17 protein-coding genes and 1 pseudogene are annotated in these 18,656 nt (G+C 37.6%); 1 reads left to right on the forward strand and 17 read right to left on the reverse strand.

Translation table 11 applies throughout. From position 1 onward, the window contains the following. Positions 1-4 precede the first annotated feature (4 nt). From G3567_RS01065 to G3567_RS13610, 17 genes and pseudogenes are all read right to left on the reverse strand, one after another. A complete protein-coding gene (locus G3567_RS01065; protein ID WP_164003322.1) occupies positions 5-1,453 on the reverse strand; it encodes a lipopolysaccharide biosynthesis protein in 1,449 nt (482 codons plus the stop codon). Next, on the reverse strand, positions 1,443-2,132 hold the full coding sequence (locus G3567_RS01070) for an acylneuraminate cytidylyltransferase family protein (protein ID WP_164003323.1): 690 nt from the start codon (positions 2,130-2,132) through the stop codon (positions 1,443-1,445). The genes G3567_RS01065 and G3567_RS01070 overlap by 11 nt, the downstream gene beginning before the upstream one ends. Next, complete coding sequence (locus G3567_RS01075; RefSeq protein ID WP_164003324.1) at positions 2,133-3,185, reverse strand: nucleotidyltransferase family protein; 1,053 nt, start codon at positions 3,183-3,185, stop codon at positions 2,133-2,135. 6 nt (positions 3,186-3,191) lie between these two features. Then, positions 3,192-4,349 carry a UDP-N-acetylglucosamine 2-epimerase gene (gene neuC / locus G3567_RS01080; protein WP_164003325.1) on the reverse strand — a complete coding sequence of 386 codons (1,158 nt, stop codon included), beginning with the start codon at positions 4,347-4,349 and terminating at the stop codon, positions 3,192-3,194. Next, entirely contained in the window at positions 4,349-5,356 is a 1,008-nt protein-coding gene (gene neuB / locus G3567_RS01085) for an N-acetylneuraminate synthase (protein ID WP_164003326.1), read from the reverse strand. The genes neuC and neuB overlap by 1 nt, the downstream gene beginning before the upstream one ends. 3 nt (positions 5,357-5,359) lie before the next feature. Then, positions 5,360-5,989: an acetyltransferase gene (locus tag G3567_RS01090; protein WP_164003327.1), complete on the reverse strand. Its 630-nt coding sequence runs from the start codon at positions 5,987-5,989 to the stop codon at positions 5,360-5,362. Beyond that, the gene (locus G3567_RS01095) at positions 5,979-7,124 is read right to left on the reverse strand and encodes a LegC family aminotransferase (RefSeq protein WP_205521154.1); all 1,146 of its coding nucleotides are present in this window, start codon (positions 7,122-7,124) and stop codon (positions 5,979-5,981) included. Before G3567_RS01095 ends, G3567_RS01090 begins: the two co-directional genes overlap by 11 nt. Before the next feature lie 48 nt (positions 7,125-7,172). Next, on the reverse strand, positions 7,173-7,535 hold the full coding sequence (locus tag G3567_RS01100) for a four helix bundle protein (RefSeq protein ID WP_164003328.1): 363 nt from the start codon (positions 7,533-7,535) through the stop codon (positions 7,173-7,175). An 83-nt stretch (positions 7,536-7,618) separates the two neighbouring features. Next, on the reverse strand, positions 7,619-8,806 hold the full coding sequence (locus G3567_RS01105) for a UDP-N-acetylglucosamine 4,6-dehydratase (RefSeq protein WP_164003329.1): 1,188 nt from the start codon (positions 8,804-8,806) through the stop codon (positions 7,619-7,621). A 30-nt stretch (positions 8,807-8,836) separates the two neighbouring features. Beyond that, positions 8,837-10,039: a UDP-N-acetyl-D-mannosamine dehydrogenase gene (gene wecC / locus G3567_RS01110; protein WP_164003330.1), complete on the reverse strand. Its 1,203-nt coding sequence runs from the start codon at positions 10,037-10,039 to the stop codon at positions 8,837-8,839. A 9-nt stretch (positions 10,040-10,048) separates the two neighbouring features. Beyond that, positions 10,049-11,203, reverse strand: a complete 1,155-nt coding sequence (gene wecB, locus G3567_RS01115; RefSeq protein ID WP_164003331.1) for a non-hydrolyzing UDP-N-acetylglucosamine 2-epimerase — start codon at positions 11,201-11,203, stop codon at positions 10,049-10,051. 42 nt (positions 11,204-11,245) lie between these two features. Beyond that, positions 11,246-12,556: a nucleotide sugar dehydrogenase gene (locus G3567_RS01120; protein WP_164003332.1), complete on the reverse strand. Its 1,311-nt coding sequence runs from the start codon at positions 12,554-12,556 to the stop codon at positions 11,246-11,248. Between the two features lie 61 nt (positions 12,557-12,617). Continuing rightward, complete coding sequence (locus G3567_RS01125; RefSeq protein WP_164003333.1) at positions 12,618-12,974, reverse strand: four helix bundle protein; 357 nt, start codon at positions 12,972-12,974, stop codon at positions 12,618-12,620. Positions 12,975-13,093: 119 nt separating this feature from the next. Beyond that, the gene (locus G3567_RS01130) at positions 13,094-14,089 is read right to left on the reverse strand and encodes an SDR family oxidoreductase (protein WP_164003334.1); all 996 of its coding nucleotides are present in this window, start codon (positions 14,087-14,089) and stop codon (positions 13,094-13,096) included. Further along, positions 14,082-14,363, reverse strand: a complete 282-nt coding sequence (locus G3567_RS01135) for a GIY-YIG nuclease family protein (protein ID WP_164003335.1) — start codon at positions 14,361-14,363, stop codon at positions 14,082-14,084. Before G3567_RS01135 ends, G3567_RS01130 begins: the two co-directional genes overlap by 8 nt. A gap of 173 nt (positions 14,364-14,536) precedes the next feature. Further along, complete coding sequence (locus G3567_RS01140) at positions 14,537-14,881, reverse strand: phosphomannose isomerase type II C-terminal cupin domain (protein WP_164003336.1); 345 nt, start codon at positions 14,879-14,881, stop codon at positions 14,537-14,539. Positions 14,882-15,058: 177 nt separating this feature from the next. After that, positions 15,059-15,247 (reverse strand): annotated as a pseudogene (locus G3567_RS13610) (four helix bundle protein); the annotation flags it as partial. Between the two features lie 917 nt (positions 15,248-16,164). On the opposite strand from G3567_RS13610, the gene G3567_RS01150 reads away from it, so the two are divergent. After that, positions 16,165-18,504, forward strand: a complete 2,340-nt coding sequence (locus G3567_RS01150; RefSeq protein WP_164003337.1) for a zinc-dependent metalloprotease — start codon at positions 16,165-16,167, stop codon at positions 18,502-18,504. Positions 18,505-18,656 lie beyond the last annotated feature (152 nt).

An 18,656-nucleotide genomic window follows, 5' to 3' on the forward strand; every position in this document is an offset into this window, starting at 1 on the left:
GATTTTATTTTTTAAAAAAACTTTTTAGCTGTTTATAATTTATTTTGCTTTGTTTGAAAACAAGGAATAAGAAAACAATAATAATTGAGGTTTTGATTGTCAAATGAATTAGGGAAAAACTACTAGTTTCATATAAAAAAGAAAAAGTTAAAGACAGGATAATGAAAAAAATCGGTAAAAGTAATTGTTTAAATGTCGAAATTACTTGGCTTCTCTTATCTGCAATTATACTAGCTATTAAAAAATAAGTGAAGTAAGCGATTACCGAAGCAAGTGCGGCACCCATAGCGCCTATATGTTTTATTAAAATTATATTCAAAAGTAAATTAATAACAAAAGCTGTAAGTGCAATTTTAGAAGTAAGTCCAAACCTTTTCGAATAACCAAGTTTAGAGTTAGGTATAATTAATAGACCACTGAAAAAGATACCTAAAACGATAATATTAACAAGCGGAATTGAATCGTAATAGCGTTCGTCTATCAGCAAATAAAATAAATCATTTGAGAAAAGAATTATTAATATACATATTAAGCCTAAAAGAGAAGAAAATAAAAAAATCAGTTTCTCAATAATTTTATAATTATTATTATTCATGTTTTCATAAAACATAGGATTCCATAACTTTTTAATTCCTAATACAAAAAATTGTGGTATTTGACCTATTTGAAAAGCAAATGCATAAATGCCTACAGTTGCTACATCAGTCATTACTTCAAGCATATATCTATCTACAATAAGAAGTAACGATGTTGACCATATAGCACCTATTAGAGGAACACCGAATTTAAATTGGTAAAGCATGTTTTTTATACTCCATTTTCCTCCAGTATATCTATAAACTGTAAAAAGCGAAATTATAAATAAAAATATTGCTGGAGGGAACATTGCCAACACTCTGCCTAATGCTCCCATTTCATAAACTACTACTAGTAAATAAGCAAATACAAGTCCTATTATTACAGATAAAAAAGTATAAATCGATAATAATTTAATTTTATATTTTAATAATAAATAAACTGACCAAACATTTTTAGCTTGCATCAGTAGAGCAAGTAAAATTGCCATTAATCCGTAAGGATAAAATGAGAAATTTTTAAAAAATATATTAAACAATGGCTGTCCTACCATTATTAAAATAATTGAAAAAGCAAATGGAATAAAAATATAAAAAGCAAATAAAGAACCTATTAACTCCTTCTGCTCATTTTTATCGGTGGTGTCATGATACAATCTAGTAGTTCCTGATGTTGTGCCCGGATTATATATTAAACCTAAAACAGACACAATTACCACAACTAATGAAAAAACACCAAAATCTTCAGGTGTTAAGTATTTAGAAAAAACAGGCAATAATAGTAAAGTTACAAGTTTTGCCGAACCTTCTAAAAGACTAACTATAAATGCACCGTTTAATAAAATTTTAGCAAAATACTTACTATCTCTAGACTCCATTTATAGATTGTTGTATTGTTTTTGCAATTTTCCAATCCAACATCGTGTCAATATCATGAGAGGAAACTTCATCCATTACGTATTTTTTAACTTTAGTAAAATCAGATATAGATTTTGATTTTAAAGCTTTTATATTAATTACATAAATAGCACCATTTAGCTCCCAGACCTTAGGTACATCTTGTCGCCGTATAGCGTCTGATTCCTTGGATTTGACTAAAAATCCATTTTCATCTTCTTCTCTCAATACATAGTATGGGTTGGCTTTGGTTTCTTTAACGGAAACTATCATTTCAACTCCTCTAACATATAAGTCAATTGCTTCCTTGATCTGTTTTGCACTACGGAAGGGTGATGTGGGTTGCAATAAAATCAGCGTATCTGGATAGTAGCCTCGTTTTTCATAAAAAAATACTGCGTGTAACAAAACTTCATAAGAGCTTGCTATATCAGTCGCCAATTCTTCGGGTCTAAGAAAAGGAATTTTTAAACCTGTTTGTTCTACTACACTTTGAATTTCTTCATCATCCGTAGAAACACAAATGACTTCATCAGGAAAAATTTCACGTGCAACTTCAATCGTCCAGTGAATAAGTGGTTTCCCCCCTAGAAGCTTAATGTTTTTACGAGGCACTCCTTTTGAACCTCCCCTTGCCGGTATAACTACAAGTTGATTCATTTAAAGTTTTATATGTTTAATATCTTCCTGTGCTTTTTTATAATCTTCAGGTTTGCCAATGTCCAGCCAATAGCCGTTGATGGGATAGGTAACTAATTTTAAGTTCATTTCCAAGATTTTATCCATCAAATCAGTGATGTCAAAAAATGTATCCTGTGGGATCATTTTGAGCACTTCTTTTTTGAGTAAATAAATGCCAGCATTGGAAAAATAGGTGTAGCGTGGTTTTTCTTTTAAAGATTTGACCTGATTTTCACCATCGACTTCCATTACAGCATAAGGCACATCTACATTGTAAGGTGTGGCCGCTACTGCCATATAAGCGTTATCCTCTTTGAATAATTTATAAAAATCAGCAAAGTCAATATTGGTAAGCAAATCGCTGTTTATTACTAAAATATCATCATTTTTAAAATCTTCTACCAATAGTACAGATCCGATAGTGCCAAGCGGTTTATCCTCTCTCACATAACTTATATTCAAGCCTCTATCTGACCCATCACCAAAATAAGCTTCTAATTGTTCCCCAAGGTAATTGATACTTAGGTATATGTTTTTAATGCCTACTCCAGCAAGACGGTCAATATTATATTCTATAATGGGTTTGCCTCCAACTTTTAAAAGTGGTTTAGGTGTTTTTTCAGTTAAGGGCCTTAAGCGTGTACCTTTTCCACCTGCCATTAAGATGGCATCCGCAGGAATGATGGTAGAAGTGTCTCTAAAGTTGATGATATCAACCACTTGCATGTCTTTATTAACGACGGGGACAATTTTAAAATTTTTGGATTTGTAGTCTTCCAGTTCATTCATCACTTTATTGCCTTCTACCACGTAACCAGGATTAGACTGAATAAAATCTGTAATAGGCGTTTCAAAACCAAAGCCTTTGATAAAGCCACGTCTCAAATCTCCATCGGTTAAAGACCCCATCAATTTATTTTGCTTATCGACAATAAACAATATAGCATCTAATGCCAATTTGTCTAACTTGATGAGCGCTTCACGAACGCTGGAAGTTTTATTTAAGGTATGTTTCGTAATTCTTTCGTCCATAGATTTTCAATTTAAATCATGAAATTTTTTAGTCTTTAGCAAGCTAAAATCAGTTTGATTTAATATGTCCATTATTTTAGCTGTTGTATTTCCATCACCATAAGGATTTTTTATTTTATTAAGGCTTTCTATAAAAATTTGATTCTTTGTTGTCAGGAGTGCTTTACTAATCTCCCCTGAATCAGCAGTTACATTTATAACAGATTTTGCCTGAGTTCTTCCTTTTTGCCTATCGCCAATATTAATAGTTGGAATACCTAAGGAGGGTGCTTCAAGAATACCGCTTGAACTATTTCCAATAATACCGTGACTGATTTTTAACACTGATAAAAACCTAAGAGAACCCAGAGAAGAAAATGCTTTAGCATTTTCCGGATGTTCTTCTACAAATGTGTTTATCATTTGATTTATGATTCTGCCATCTGTATCTGCATTGGCTTTTGTAAATACAAAAAAACTTTCTTTATCTTTTTCAATAGCTTCCAGCAAAACTCCAAATTGTTCTTTAGCTGAAACATCTGATAGAGTTTCCGGGTGAAAAGTAATTTGATAATTGTATTTTAAAAATTTGAGTTTTAATTCGCTTTCTAATTCCTCTTTATTAAGCAAATTCAATTGTTTGATGTTATCAATACCAATAGCCCCTACATTATAAACATTACCGGGCTTTTCACCCATTTGTATGACTCGTTTTCGATGTGTTTCAGTTGATGTAAAATGCAAATGGCTTAATTTGGTGACGGCATGTCTAAAGGCATCATCATAAGCACCTTCGGTAATTTCGCCCCCATGAAGATGAATGATGGGTATTTTAAGTACCGAAGCTGTTAAAGCCACAGCCAACATTTCATAGCGGTCACCCAGGATAACTAGCGCGTCAGGCTGTAGTCGATTTAAGACATCTGCATAACCTATCATACCTACTCCCATTGATTTTGCAATTGAAGTTCCCGTATCTGCAGACAAAAGCATTTCCACCTTTTCATCAATCAGATATCCATCGTTTTCAATTTGTTGATAGGTGTTATCAAATTCAGGAGATAAATGTGCTGCTGTTGCAATGATTTGTAATTTGAAATAAGAAGATTGTTTAAGCTCTCGCATTAAGGGTTTAAGCAATCCATATTCAGCACGTGTTCCTGTAATTATACAGATTTTCTTCATTACAACTCTATTAAATCATCTTCATTAAAGTCTTTTGCAGCTTTTGTTCCTATGGCTTCATCGTATCTCATTGGGGAAATGCCAGCACCAGGTCGCTTTATAGTGATATTTCCTTCTGTGAACTTTTCTCCTTTTTTGATATGTTTTGCTGCTATAAGGCTTTTGCGAGCAATCGCTTTATTTTTGGCTTCAGATTTGGAGGTTTTTTTGATTCCATTTCCACCTACCGCTTTTTCTGTATTTCGTATAGCATCTACCATCGCTTTTAGTTCAGAAGGTTCTAAAGAAGCCGCATGATCTGGGCCTGGCAAACTTCTGTCTAAAGTAAAATGCTTTTCAATGACTTTTGCTCCAAGCGCCACCGCTGCTATAGGAACTTCAATTCCTAGCGTATGGTCTGAATAACCAACAGAAGTTTTTAATTCATTCTGGATGTGAATCATAGCTTTAAGATTCACATCTTCCATAGGGGTGGGATACTCTGTATTACAGTGTAATATAGTGATGGATTTAGATTGGGCTCCATAATCGATCAAAACCTGATAAGCGGCTTTAATTTCTTCGATATCAGCCATTCCCGTGGACATAATAATTTCAGGGAAGAGTTTCGCTATTTTCTTGAGATAGGGTAAGTTAGTGATTTCACCTGATGGGATTTTAGCTAAGTTGATTCCTAGACTTTTAAGAAAATCCATGCTTTCCAAATCAAATGCCGTGGATAAAAACTTAATGCCTTTTGATTCGCAATATTTAATTAATTCTCGATGCATCTCTTCAGACAGCTCCAGTTTTTTGAGCATTTCAAATTGAGAATCTGCATTCTTTGTATTAGTATTCTGGTAAGAAGCTCGCTTAGCAGATTTAGTAACTATTTTATCTGCTTTAAAGGTTTGAAACTTTACGTAATCTACATGAGCACTGGCAGCCGCATCTATCAGCTGCTTTGCGGTTTCCATACTGCCGTTATGATTTACTCCAGCTTCTGCTATAATTAATGTTTTTTGCATTGACTACTTATTTATTTCTTTTGTGGGATTACCGACAACTGTTGTATGGTCTGGAATATCATTTATAACTACAGATCCAGCACCTATAATAACATCATCTCCAATTTTTACACCTTGCTTAATGACTGAATTTGCACCCACAAATGTACGGCACCCTACACTTACATTACCGGCTAAAACCGCTCCTGGTGCAATATGTGAGGATTGTTGAATATTACATTCATGCTCTATAATGCATCCTGTGTTTAATACACAAAAGTCTCCAATACTTGCTAAAGCATTCAAACTGACATGACTTCCAACAAAACATCCTTTACCTAATTTTGCAAGTTTTGAAATGCTCGCAGATTTATGGTGTATGTTCAAAATTTCCTGTTGGTTTTTTAGTAAAATTTGTGCTGTTTTTTCTCTAATCGAGTTATCTCCTATACCTAAAATATAAGAATAGTTTTTTGACCAATGTCTATAATAAACATCACCTTCAAAACCAAGATATTCCAGATTAAACACATTATTAGTATTTTCCCTTTTATCTGTATAATAACTCAAATCAATACCGGACAAGATAGCCGTATCTCCAACCACTAAGGCATGTCCTGAATATCCGACAAGTACAGCTTTTTTATTTAACACTGCTCGGTAAGTTTATTACTCTGTCTTCTAAAAATTCTGCATTTTCAAGATTAGCTTTAGGGCAATCCTGAAACATAGACAATTTCGTCATCAATTGCCAAATGGGTCTTGTCATGACTCCTGCGTCATTCATTTCTTTTAGAAAAAGGTTTCGTTCTTCTAAAGACTCTAAAATAACAGTATTTAACCAATAATTGGATTGCTCATCGGTTCTTTCTTCAAAGGTTGTTATACCGTGTTGGCCAAAAAATGCTTTATATTTTTGGGCTAAATTTCTCTTTTTCTCCAGGGATTGGTCGAGTTGTTCTAGTTGTGCTAAGCCTAAGGCAGCGTTTAAATTTGGCATTCTATAATTATAGCCGATTTCATCATGATGGTATTCCCAGGCATGTGGTGTTTTTGCTTGTGTACTGAGGTGCTTGGCTCGTTTGGCAAGTTCTTCATTCTCAGTAACTATTACTCCGCCTCCGCCAGTGGTCATGATTTTATTACCATTAAAACTTATCGCTCCTAATTTTCCAAAACTTCCTAAATGTTTGCCTTTATACCTGCTGCCCATAGCTTCAGCGGCATCTTCCACCAATTCTATATGGTATTCTTTACATATTTGTTTAATTTCTTCAATTCTACAGGCATGTCCAAAGGTATGCATTGGCAGGCAGGCCTTAATCCGTCGGCCTGTTTTTTTGTTGTAACAGGTTTTGTTTTTCATTTCTGCGTTTTGCTCTAAAAAATCAAGCATCGATTTTGGTGATAAGCCCATCGTGTCCTTATCTACATCGACAAAAACCGGTATAGCATTAGCATAAGCTATAGCATTAGTCGTTGCAATAAAAGTCAAAGGCTGAGTGATGACTTCATCCTTAGCTTCCACCCCCACTAACTTCAAGCACAGATGAATGGCATTCGTCCCATTAACGCAAACAACTGCTCTTTTGACACCAATATACTCAGCTAACTTCAATTCAAACTCATCGACAAATTTACCAATACTCGATACAAACGTAGAGTCGATACACTCGTTTAAATAGTCTTTTTCGTTTCCATCAAATACAGGAGCATGTAAAGGTATAAACTCTTCTGTTTGGTAATACTCCCTGATGAAGTTGATGGTATGTTGGATTTTTTGTTGCAAGTTGTTTGGTTGGTTTATGGGGTTTATATTGTTTATTTATTTGGGTGTTTATCGGTTTAGAGCAGCTCTTCTGAGTGAATTGATTTTATAACCGATATTTGAAATCTTTTCTCGCAGTTTCTCCACATCTGATTCTCTAACATATTCTAATTCAACTGAAATTAGTAACTGACTTAGAACCTCCATTAAACTACTAAAAGCTATATGATAGAAATGAGCCTGATCTTTTTTGGACATTCTTGAAGACCCTTCGGCTATATTTGAAGAAACCGATATTATTGCTCTTCTAAGCTGACTAACCAATACGTATTTTTCTTCTTCTGGAAATGATTTAGTTATAATATAAATGTCTTTAGTCAAAAGCTTTACATCATTCCAAACTTCTAAACTTTCAAAACTAAACTTTTTCATTTATTCAGCTATTAGATATAAACTTTAATAAACCACGGGCTCAGCGAGAAATAAACAGCGTAGCAATAAACCGCGAAGCGCTTTTACATTTTCCCATCTAAATACTTTCCGGTTTCTTTATGTCCGAAGTTAGGTATCATTTGATTAAAAAGCTTAACTATTTGCTCTTTATTCCATTTTTTGGAGGTCATCATTTCCTTAATGGAGGATTCGAAAAGTTGTAATTTTTTATCTTCAGTGTTTAGTTCGTTTTTAATCACTCCTAGATTATCAAAACGCTGCATATCTAAGACTTCATTATCCATATAAAACTCTTCAAAATCTTTTTCGCCTGTGGTATCACTATTGACAAATAAACACGGCCATTTCCCTTCATATGGTAATCTGTTTACTAAGGTTCTAGCTTCATCTTCATTTTCGCAAAGGTGAGATTCATAACCTAACTCCAATAAGTATTTTTCAGCAATTTCAGCAAAGGTAATTAGATGTAAATTCTCGCTGAGCTTAGGAAAGAATATGTCTCTATTTTCTCCAAAAATACAGGACATTAAACACAACTCACCTGACTCTTTTGGTATCACGAAATAACGTTTGATATCTTTTGGCGCAACAATGGGTTGTTTTTTCTCAATACGTTGATTAAAACCATGTAATAATGAACCATCAGAAAATGCCACATTAGCAAAACGTGCCGTTGAAATCTTGATGTCTATGCTTCTTCGCATTAAGAACATTTCCATAATGCGTTTAGAAGCTCCCATCATATTCACGGGATTAGCCGCTTTATCTGTTGAAACGCAGAAATACTTTTTTACACCTTTATCAATTGCTTGTTTTAAAGTTTTGTCTGTGTTAAACACATTAACGTTAATCATTCGCATTAAAGTGTAAGGATCTTTTTCACTTCTCACATGTTTTAAAGCAGAGAGATTCAAAACATAATCATAATTACCATCAGCTTGCCAAAAAGCATCATATTCTACTGAGCCGATATCTAAAGCAAAGGTCTGAAAGTCTCCATCAATATAGCCTAAAGAACTCCTTATATCTCTTACTAGCTCAACCATATTGTTTTCACTGATGTCCACCACGTGTAACTTCTTCGGATTTCGTTTAAAAATTTCTTTGGTCGTAGCTTTACCAATAGTTCCTGCTCCTCCTAAAACTAAAAATCTTGAAGAAGAAACTATTCTCTTTAGTTCTACTTCATGGTGTTTAATATCATTAGTGAATAGTTCTTTATTTCTTCCTATAAGGTGTAAAATGTTCATTCTGTATCAAATGGTTTAATTGTAATTTTTTTATTTCCTAACTCCCGCAAAATCCAAAATGACTTTGTCTTCTGAAAGTTGTAAGTTTTTAAATTCTTTATGCGCCACTAAAAAGGCGATAATATCTGCTTCTTTAACCGCTTCCTGGTAAGGGGTGATTTTAAAGACCTGATGGTCTTTTATATTGGGTTCTACAATAAAGTATTTTTCATCATGGGCGTCCTGCATAATTTTCTGAGCGATATATTTAGCCGGGGATTCTCTAAGGTCGTCTATATTAGGCTTAAAGGCCAGCCCCATCAAGGCTATAGATGGGGCTCTACCGTACTTCAGTTTAAAGTCGTGTTTTGCTTTTTTAACCTGCTCGGCACACCAGAAGCTTTTATAATTATTGATCTCCCGGGCTTTACCAATAATTTGAGATTCCATGGGAAATTCTGAAGTGATGAAATAAGGATCTACCGCAATACAATGCCCTCCTACACCACAGCCAGGTTGAAGAATATTTACACGTGGGTGCTTGTTTGCTAATTTAATAAGTTCCCACACATCAATATCTGCTTTGTCACATATCAGAGATAACTCATTTGCAAATGCAATTTGCACATCGCGACTCGAGTTTTCAGTCAGCTTACACATTTCTGCTGTCCTCGCATTGGTGGCATGCAACTCTCCCTTCACAAAAAGCCTATAAAAATCAATGGCTTTTTGGGTGCTTTGTTCATCAACTCCCCCAATCACTCTATCGTTATGAACCAGTTCATACATCACATTTCCAGGGAGTACCCGTTCCGGGCAGTAGGCAATATGTAATTTTCCTTTTAATTCTGGTCTTTGGTTATAGATGAGTTTAGCCATTTTTTCTGTAGTTCCTACTGGCGAAGTAGACTCTATGATGTATAAATCGTCTTCTTTAAGAAGTGGTATGATGCCATTGGTAGCAGCTTCTACATAAGATATATCCGGTTCGTGGTTTCCTTTAAAAGGTGTCGGCACGACAACAAGATACACTTCTGCTTCCTGAGGCTCTGTATAGGCTTTTAGGAACTTATCCTTCACTGAAGAAGCTACAGCCTTATCCAAATCTGGTTCTATGATATGGATTTCACCTTTATTGATGGTCTCAACAACATTAGGATTAACATCCACACCACATACCTGAATTTTATTTTGGGCGATTAACGCTGATGTTGGAAGACCGATATAGCCCAGACCGATGGTAGTTACTTTCATAGTTTATTATTAATTGTTGGCAATTTCAAGAGCATTCGCTTCTAGCTCAATTGCTTTGATGTAGTCTATAATCTTGTCGCAAGCCTTACCATCGCCATAAGGATTGTGCAATCTGCTCATGCGTTGGTAATGCGACGTATCTTCTAACAGCTTTTGGGTTTCAGTGATGATTTTATCAGTATCTGTTCCTACAAGAATTACGGTACCTGCTTCAACAGCTTCTGGTCTTTCCGTCGTATCTCTCATCACCAGGACAGGCTTACCTAAACTTGGGGCTTCTTCCTGAATGCCACCGCTGTCGGTGATGATGATGTAGCTTTTGTTCATCAGCCAGACAAATTCCGGATAAGCCATAGGGTCGATAAGATGAATATTTCGGATATCCGACAAATACTCATACACAGGCTTTTGAACATTTGGATTGAGATGGACCGGATAGATTAACTCTACATCTTTATTTTTTGTGGCGATTTCTTTTAAAGCCTTGCAGATATTCTCAAAGCCCTGTCCGTGATTTTCCCGTCGATGACCAGTGATCAAAATAATCTTTTTAGAAAAATCAATATCTTTCTTTAAGGTTTCAATGTGTTCAGAGGTGTAATTTTTTACTTTTTCAGAACTAATCATAAGCGCATCAACTACTGTATTTCCGGTGACGAGAATGTTTTGTTCATCAACGTTTTCCTTGAGTAAATTGGCTTTAGAGGTTTCGGTAGGTGAAAAGTGATAGTCGGTAATACGTCCGGTCACCTGCCTGTTTATTTCTTCCGGGAAAGGAGACCATTTGTTATGCGTTCTTAATCCTGCTTCCACGTGGCATAACTTAGCACCGCTATAAAACGAGGCCAAACCTGCCGCCATAGATGTGGTGGTATCGCCATGTACATATACAAAATCAGGCTTAAAATCTTCCAGCACAGCCTTCATTTCAATTATGATGGTCGCAGTGAGGTTATATAGATTTTGATTGGGCTTCATCAGGTCCAAATCATAGTCGGGCTTGATTTCAAAAAACTCCAACACCTGGTCTAACATTTCACGATGTTGAGCCGTCACGCAAACTTTCGTCTCAAACTCTTCTGTTTGTTCCTGAAAAGCTTTAACCAAAGGCGCCATTTTTATAGCTTCTGGTCGGGTTCCAAAAATGATGAGGTTTTTTTTCATTTAATAGTAGTAATTTGTATTAAAAATTATTTTTTAAAATAATTACAAATTAGCATCCACTCCTTCAGTCAATACACCTTTGACATCATAAACTACTGCGTTCTTTGTTTTGAATTTGGTTAAGTCCATGCTTAGGAATTGCTTATGAGCAACGGCTAAGACGATGGCGTTGTAAGTAGAGTGGGATGCTGAATCGAGTTCAGCATGACAAGTAATACCATATTCTTTTTTTACTTCTTCTGGATTTGCCCAGGGGTCAAAGACATCTACTTCGGTTTCATAGTCTTTCAGGTCACGCACGACGTCAATGACTTTAGTATTTCGCACATCCGGACAGTTTTCCTTAAAGGTAATGCCCAGGACCAGAATTTTACTGCCTTTTATTTTGATGTCGTTTTTGAGCATCAGTTTGATGACCTGGCTGGATACGTATTGCCCCATAGAGTCGTTCATACGGCGTCCTGCCAGAATAATTTCCGGATGGTAACCCATCTCCTGTGCTTTTTGGGCTAGATAATAAGGATCCACACCAATGCAATGTCCGCCGACCAAACCCGGTCTGAAGGGTAAAAAGTTCCATTTGGTTCCGGCAGCTTCCAGTACGGCATGTGTATCAATCCCCATAATATTAAAAATCTTAGCCAGTTCGTTAACGAAAGCGATGTTAATATCCCGCTGAGAGTTTTCAATCACTTTGGCTGCTTCTGCCACCTTGATGGTAGGTGCCAGGTGAGTTCCCGCGGTAATGACCGTGGCATACAACTCATCAACCTGCTTACCTATCTCTGGTGTACTTCCCGAGGTTACTTTTAATATTTTTTCTACCGTATGTTCCTTGTCTCCCGGGTTGATACGCTCCGGAGAATAGCCGACATAGAAATCTTCGTTAAAAGTCATTCCCGATATGTTTTCCAAAACAGGAATACATTCTTCTTCGGTTGCCCCCGGATAGACAGTGCTTTCATAGACCACCACATCGCCCTTTTTCAAAACTTTCCCAACGGTTTCACTTGCTTTTTGAAGAGGTATTAATACAGGTCGGTTATTTTTATCTACGGGTGTTGGTACAGTAATGATGTAATAGTTACAGTCTTTAATATCCGCTAAGTCTGTACTGCAAAACAATCCGTTTCCTAATCCGGAGTTCTTCACAGGGTTTTCCTGCTTGAGGACCTGTTGCAAGATATCATCCTCTACTTCCAACGTATCGTCGTGTCCTTCCTGTAGTTTCTTTACCCTCTCCACATTAATATCAAAACCTACGACTGGGTATTTTGTGGCGAATAATCGGGCTAAAGGCAGACCGACGTAACCGAGGCCTATGATTGCTATTTTATGTTTGGTTGTATTCATAATTTAATTTGACTTTGACTAAGACAAAGACGAAAACTTGGTCTTAATTAATCTTTAAAATTTATTTGTTAAGCACATTTTTTCTCAATGCGAAAATCCTTTTTTGTAAGCTGGTTATGTTATTCAATAAGAATTCAAGCTCAGATGACGTAAAATAGTTTCGCTGGCTTGCTATTCTTAATTGTGTTTCAAGTTCAAAGCTTGATCCTAGTGCAATTTCTAAGAATCTGGCAAAATCTTTCTCTGTGGCTCGTGATGCTCCTTCTGCAATGTTTGATGGAATAGAAATCGCTGATCTAGTAATTTGCGAACTCAGTATAAACTTTTCATTTGAAGGAAAATTATCTACTAAATCATATACATCTTGCACAAGTTGCATTGCATCAATCCAAATATCATATTCTCTAAAATTTCTCAATCTGTCTATTTTTGAGCGTTGACTTTGATTCTAGCAATGAAATTAGATTTAACTAAATATAGTCTTTGTCATCGTCAATGTTTTAGTCTTTGTTTTGGTCATTGCTACAAACAACCAAACTAAAGATTCTTCCAATACCAGTCCACAGCTTCTTTTAATCCTTCTCCGAACACATGGGAGGGCTGATAGCCTAAATTTTTCTGTGCTTTTTCAATACTGGCTAAGGAGTGAGGTACATCCCCCTGACGATTGGGTCCATGCTTGATCTCGACTTCTGCTATTTGCTCATCGTAATTGCTTAATTCTTCTCTTAAGAGTTCTGCCATAGCTTTGATAGTGATGCGATCACCTACGGCTGTATTGTATACTTCGTTTAAGGCCTCCTGGTTAGTGGTGGTTATTGCCCTTAAATTCATTTGAATCACATTGTCAATATAGGTGAAATCACGTGAGTAAGTACCATCTCCGTTGATGACAGGAGATTCATGTGCCATGAATTGCATCACAAACTTGGGGATGACCGCGGCGTAAGCACCTTTGGGATCCTGACGTCTCCCAAAGACATTAAAATAACGTAAGCCTATACAATTGAGTCCATAGGTTTTACCAAAAATATCGGCATACAATTCATTCACATATTTGGTAATTGCATAGGGTGATAAAGGTTTACCTATTTCATGTTCGATTTTAGGCAGTTTAGTTGAATCTCCGTAAGTGGATGAACTTGCCGCAAATACGAAACGCTTAACCTTATTATCTTTTGCTGCAACGAGCATATTGAGAAAGCCACCCACATTCACTTCGTTAGAGGTGACAGGATCCTTAATAGAACGCGGCACAGAACCTAAAGCCGCCTGGTGCAGGATAAAATCCACTCCCTGACAGGCCTTTTGACAGGTTTCTAAATCCCGAATGTCCCCTTCTATAAAGGTAAAGTTACTTTCTTTTTTAAACTCCTGAACATTATGATGATGTCCAGTAGCAAAATTATCCAAAGCAATAACATCAGCACCAATTTGGATCAGGGCTTCACATAGGTTACTGCCGATGAACCCGGCAGCTCCAGTTACTAATACTCTTTTGTCTTTTAGCTTTTTAAATTCTTCCTTATTCATATGTTTTTTCTTGACCTGTGAAATAAGATTTGAGGCGTTTGCCTAAATACATTTTTCCATAGTGAGTTTTAAAATATTTTTCTCTCTTTAAAGCATCTTCTTGAGATAAGCAGGCTTCAAAATAAATAAGCTTAAGTGGTCTTCTGTGTTTTGTGGAGGCTACTTTACCAAGATTATGAGCCTCAAATCTTAATGGCAAATTAGCTGTATAGCCAGTATATTTTTTCTCGTCTTTTTCGCTGACTAATATGTAAACATAATAATAACCTTCCATTTGCCATTATTTCACGGGTTGAAACCAGCGGCACCGGTAACGAGTACTTTTTTATCTTTTAAGGATTTGAATTCTTCTAAGTCCATATGTTTTATTAATTTGATTTTGACTAAGACTTTGACATTGACAAAATCTAGTCTTAGTTTTCGTCATTGCCTTAGTTTATAAGTAATTCAGCTTCTATCATAATCATCTTCTAGTCGAACAATATCGTCTTCACCAAAATAAGTCCCTAGCTGGACTTCAATGAACACGCAATCTTCATCAGCAGAAGGATTCTCAATGCGATGCTTCACGCCCTGAGGGATTTGGATCACCTCCCCAGGATTATAATCTTTTACTTTACCATCCAGCGTAATACGCCCCTCTCCACTGACGATGGTCCAGACTTCGGAGCGTTTATGGTGGTACTGGTAGGAAAGCCTGCCTCCCGGCTTGACTTGAATGCGTTTGACTTTATGGGTGGCTTTGTCTTCCAATACAAAATATTCCCCCCAGGGTCTGATGTCGTGTTCCATGGTTTTTTAACTAGATATTGTTATAGTACTGTTAGCTGTTGGCTTTTAGCCATTAGCCTTTGGCTGTTTTTTATACTGGGTAACCAGGTGACTGTTATGTTAACTAGTATCTGCTTTGGATTTATAGCTAATAGCATTTAGCTGTTGGCCATTAGCCTTTGGCTTTTGTATTTGATTTTATTTATTAAGTTTTGAAATAAAGGCATTCAGCTGTTTTTGTAATATTTCATTTTTAATAAGAAGGTCACTAAAATTTTCGTCCGAAATGAAACCTAATTTTAACGAAATATCTAACAAAGCTTCTATTTCAAAGGAAGACCCTAGAGACATGGTCAGAAAATGTTTAAAATCCTTTTCTGATGACCTACTAGCTCCTTCTGTCTAACCTGGCTGATTAGACCAAACCTTTCAGTTTCTGGAAACTCTTTTGTAATCTGATAAATTATTACAGAGTAATTTTTAGCATTAGTATATACATCCCATTTTCTAAAGTTTCTCATATTTTGAGTTTTAGCTAATAGCTAGCGGCTAAATGCTAACGGCCTAAAAAGCACGGCTTCGCCACAATGAGTCCCATTTTCAGGGTCACTGGTCTATAAATTTAGACAGGTCCAACTACGTAAATACTAGATCCTAGATGCTGCGTTTACGCCTTGAAAATAAAGCTTTAAGGGAAGGGAAGCAGGATGAGCTATTCACGTAAAGGTATTTGCCAAGTTTGGTTAGACAAATGTAAGTCAGATTCTTAAGGAAAACCAAAAGAAATGGGAAGTATTTTGGAGAAAGTTTTATTTCTAGATAGTAGTTGTAAAAAAGAAAAAACGTAGAGAAAAGAGAATAGAAGGGCCTTTTATTAATTTTGAATTGTTTTAACTCATCTGTAAATCGGTAGACTGGTCAACTGTAAGTTTCACTTTTCACGAAGGAGATGCTCGCGCTAGCTTGGGGGATATTTCAGGGTCTAGCTTAACTGAGAAAGATGCTGAAATAAATTCAGCATGACAAAACTCAAGGCTAAATTTAAGTATACATGCTCCCTTTAGGGTTGGGTGTTTTTTTTCGATTATACGATAGATGACTGGTCAACTGATATACCGGTAGACTGGTTCACTACTCACTACTTTGTACTTTCCTCTCACTACTAACCAAATCACTCACCGATGCTGCGGCTTCGATACAACGCAATGAAAAATCCAAACTCCTTCATACCCTCTAAAACCTAATACCTAACCCCCTACATTAAACTTCTGTCCTTATATTTAGTCTTAAAAAAAACTCGACTCATGAAATACGTTTTTCTTTTTGTCTTCGCCCTAAGCTTACACCTGGGGATGGCTCAGGACAAAACCTCCAAAGATTTGAATTCTGTTTTAAAAAACATGCCTGAAGACAAAGGGCTCATCACCACTTATTTTGAAGACGATAAACTCTACTTCAAATTTCCGGAAGAGGTTCTGGAAAAAGATTTACTGATGGTAACTCGCCTGAAGCAGTTGCCGGCTAACTATTCTGCTTACCGCAATGCCGGGTCCAAGACGTCTGAGCAAATGATTCATTTTGTGAAAGTAGGCAAGTCTATCGATCTGGTACAGGTCCTGACCACCAATGTGGCCGATGAGGAAGACCCCATCAGCCTGAGTGTCGCTCAAAATAACCTCAACCCGATTTTGGCATCCTTCCCCATCAAATCTGAAAAAGGAAAAGATATCGTGATTGAAGTCTCCTCGTTTTTCAATGCTGATTCACCCTCCTTCAACATTATTCCGGACAGATTAAAATCAGAATATAAAATCGGGAAAGCAGATGACAAGCGCAGCCGTATCAATTCGGTGAAAAGTTTTCCTGAAAACACCGAAATCACCCATACGCTTACCTTCCCAACGGCTAAGCCTCCCCGCAGGAATTCGACCAATACCTTTACCTTTCAAATCAACCACTCCATCATTGCCCTGCCGGAAGATAAAATGCAGGTGCGCTACGAAGACTCCCGTGTGGGCTGGTTTGGTATCCGAAAATACGACTACAGCTCCGAGGCTTTAAAGTCGGATGAAGTGAGACTGGTGCGCCGCTGGAGACTGGAACCCAAAGACGAAAAGGCCTACGCCCAGGGCAAGCTTACCGAGCCTAAAAAACCTATCGTGTACTACCTGGACCCTGCCACTCCCGAAAAATGGAGAAAATATTTTATCCAGGGCATCGAAGACTGGAACTCCGCCTTCGAAAAAGCGGGCTTCAAAAACGCCATTGTGGCCAAAATGCCTCCAACCCCTGAGGAAAATCCGGATTTCAGTCCGGAAGACGTGCGGTTTTCTACCGTGCGCTATGTGGCCTCCACCACACGAAATGCCACGGGACCCAGCGTCTCCGATCCGCGAACCGGAGAAATCATCGAGTCGGATATCATCTGGTATCACAACCATTTGAGGTCCTACCGTAATCGTTATTTACTGGAAACCGGCGCTGCCAATCCAAAGGCCAGAACTCTGGACACCCCCGAAGAGGAGATCGGCGAAATGATGCGCCGTGTCATTTCTCACGAAGTAGGTCACGCCCTGGGTTTGCCTCATAACATGAAAGCCAGTTCGGCCTATCCCGTCGATTCGCTCAGGTCCGGAAGCTTTACCCAAAAAATGGGTATTGCGGCTACCATCATGGATTATGCCCGTTACAACTATATCGCACAACCCGGAGATGAAAACATTCGCTTTGTCAGACAACTGGGGCCTTACGATGATTATGCCATCGAATGGGGTTACCGGTATTTCCCGAACAGCACTCCCGAGCAGGAAAAAGAGATTCTGGAAAGCTTTGTGGACGAGCGCAGCACCAATCCTTTGTACATGTTTGGTGGAAGAGGAAACGATCCCGATGCCCAAACCGAAGACATCGGCGATAACTCTGTAAAAGCAAGCACCTATGGGCTGAGCAATTTGAAAATTGTCGCCGACAACCTCAATGCCTGGACGACGCCTGAGGGTCAGAATTTTGAAGATCTGGAAGAGCTTTACGGCGAGATGCTTGGGGTGTACAGACGTTACATCTATCACGTCGTTTCCGTGGCAGGAGGCGTCCATAAAACCCTGCTGCATAAAGGTCAGGACGGTATTCCGTATCAGGTGGTGGATAAAACCAACCAAATAAACGCTTTGGACTTCCTAAATAAAAATGTGTGGACGCCACAATACTGGCTGGTGGATAAAGAGCTGATTTCTAACTTTGCCGAAACCGGCAAACTGGAAACTCTGGTTAGCATTAACAAAGGCGTGCTCAATCGACTTACCGATGCTGAGCGCCTGACGATGATGTGGGACACCCATTCGACCCTGGCTGGAAACGGACTTTCCCCTCAGGAACTTCTGAATTTGCTTACAGAAGACCTCATCTATTCCAGAACCACTCCAGACCAGGTCGAGCGTGAATTGCAGAAACATCTGGTCCATCAGCTTATCCAACTCGTTGACGACAAGGATTTGGCGATGGAGCTTAAAGGACATAGCCTTTCACTTCAGGAGGACCTTCTGACTGATTTTAATACCAGAGCTGGTTCTACCGAAGGCGAATTAAAAGCGCATTACAGCTATATGATTCAAATGCTGGAAGAGGCTTTACAAACAGGAAAATAACAGGTCTCAAAACCTCCTTAGGCTGGGGCTTTTTGCCCCCTGGCCTTTGGTTAATATGGATGTTAGGTTTTAGAGGGTAGATATTAGAAGGAGAAAAGAACATAAAGAAAAGAGAGGACCTTATAATAATTTTGAATTGTCACACTGTCCCG

Origin of the sequence: Psychroflexus aurantiacus (assembly GCF_010820555.1) — a bacterium.
In the GTDB taxonomy this organism is placed as follows: Bacteria; Bacteroidota; Bacteroidia; order Flavobacteriales; family Flavobacteriaceae; genus Psychroflexus; species Psychroflexus aurantiacus.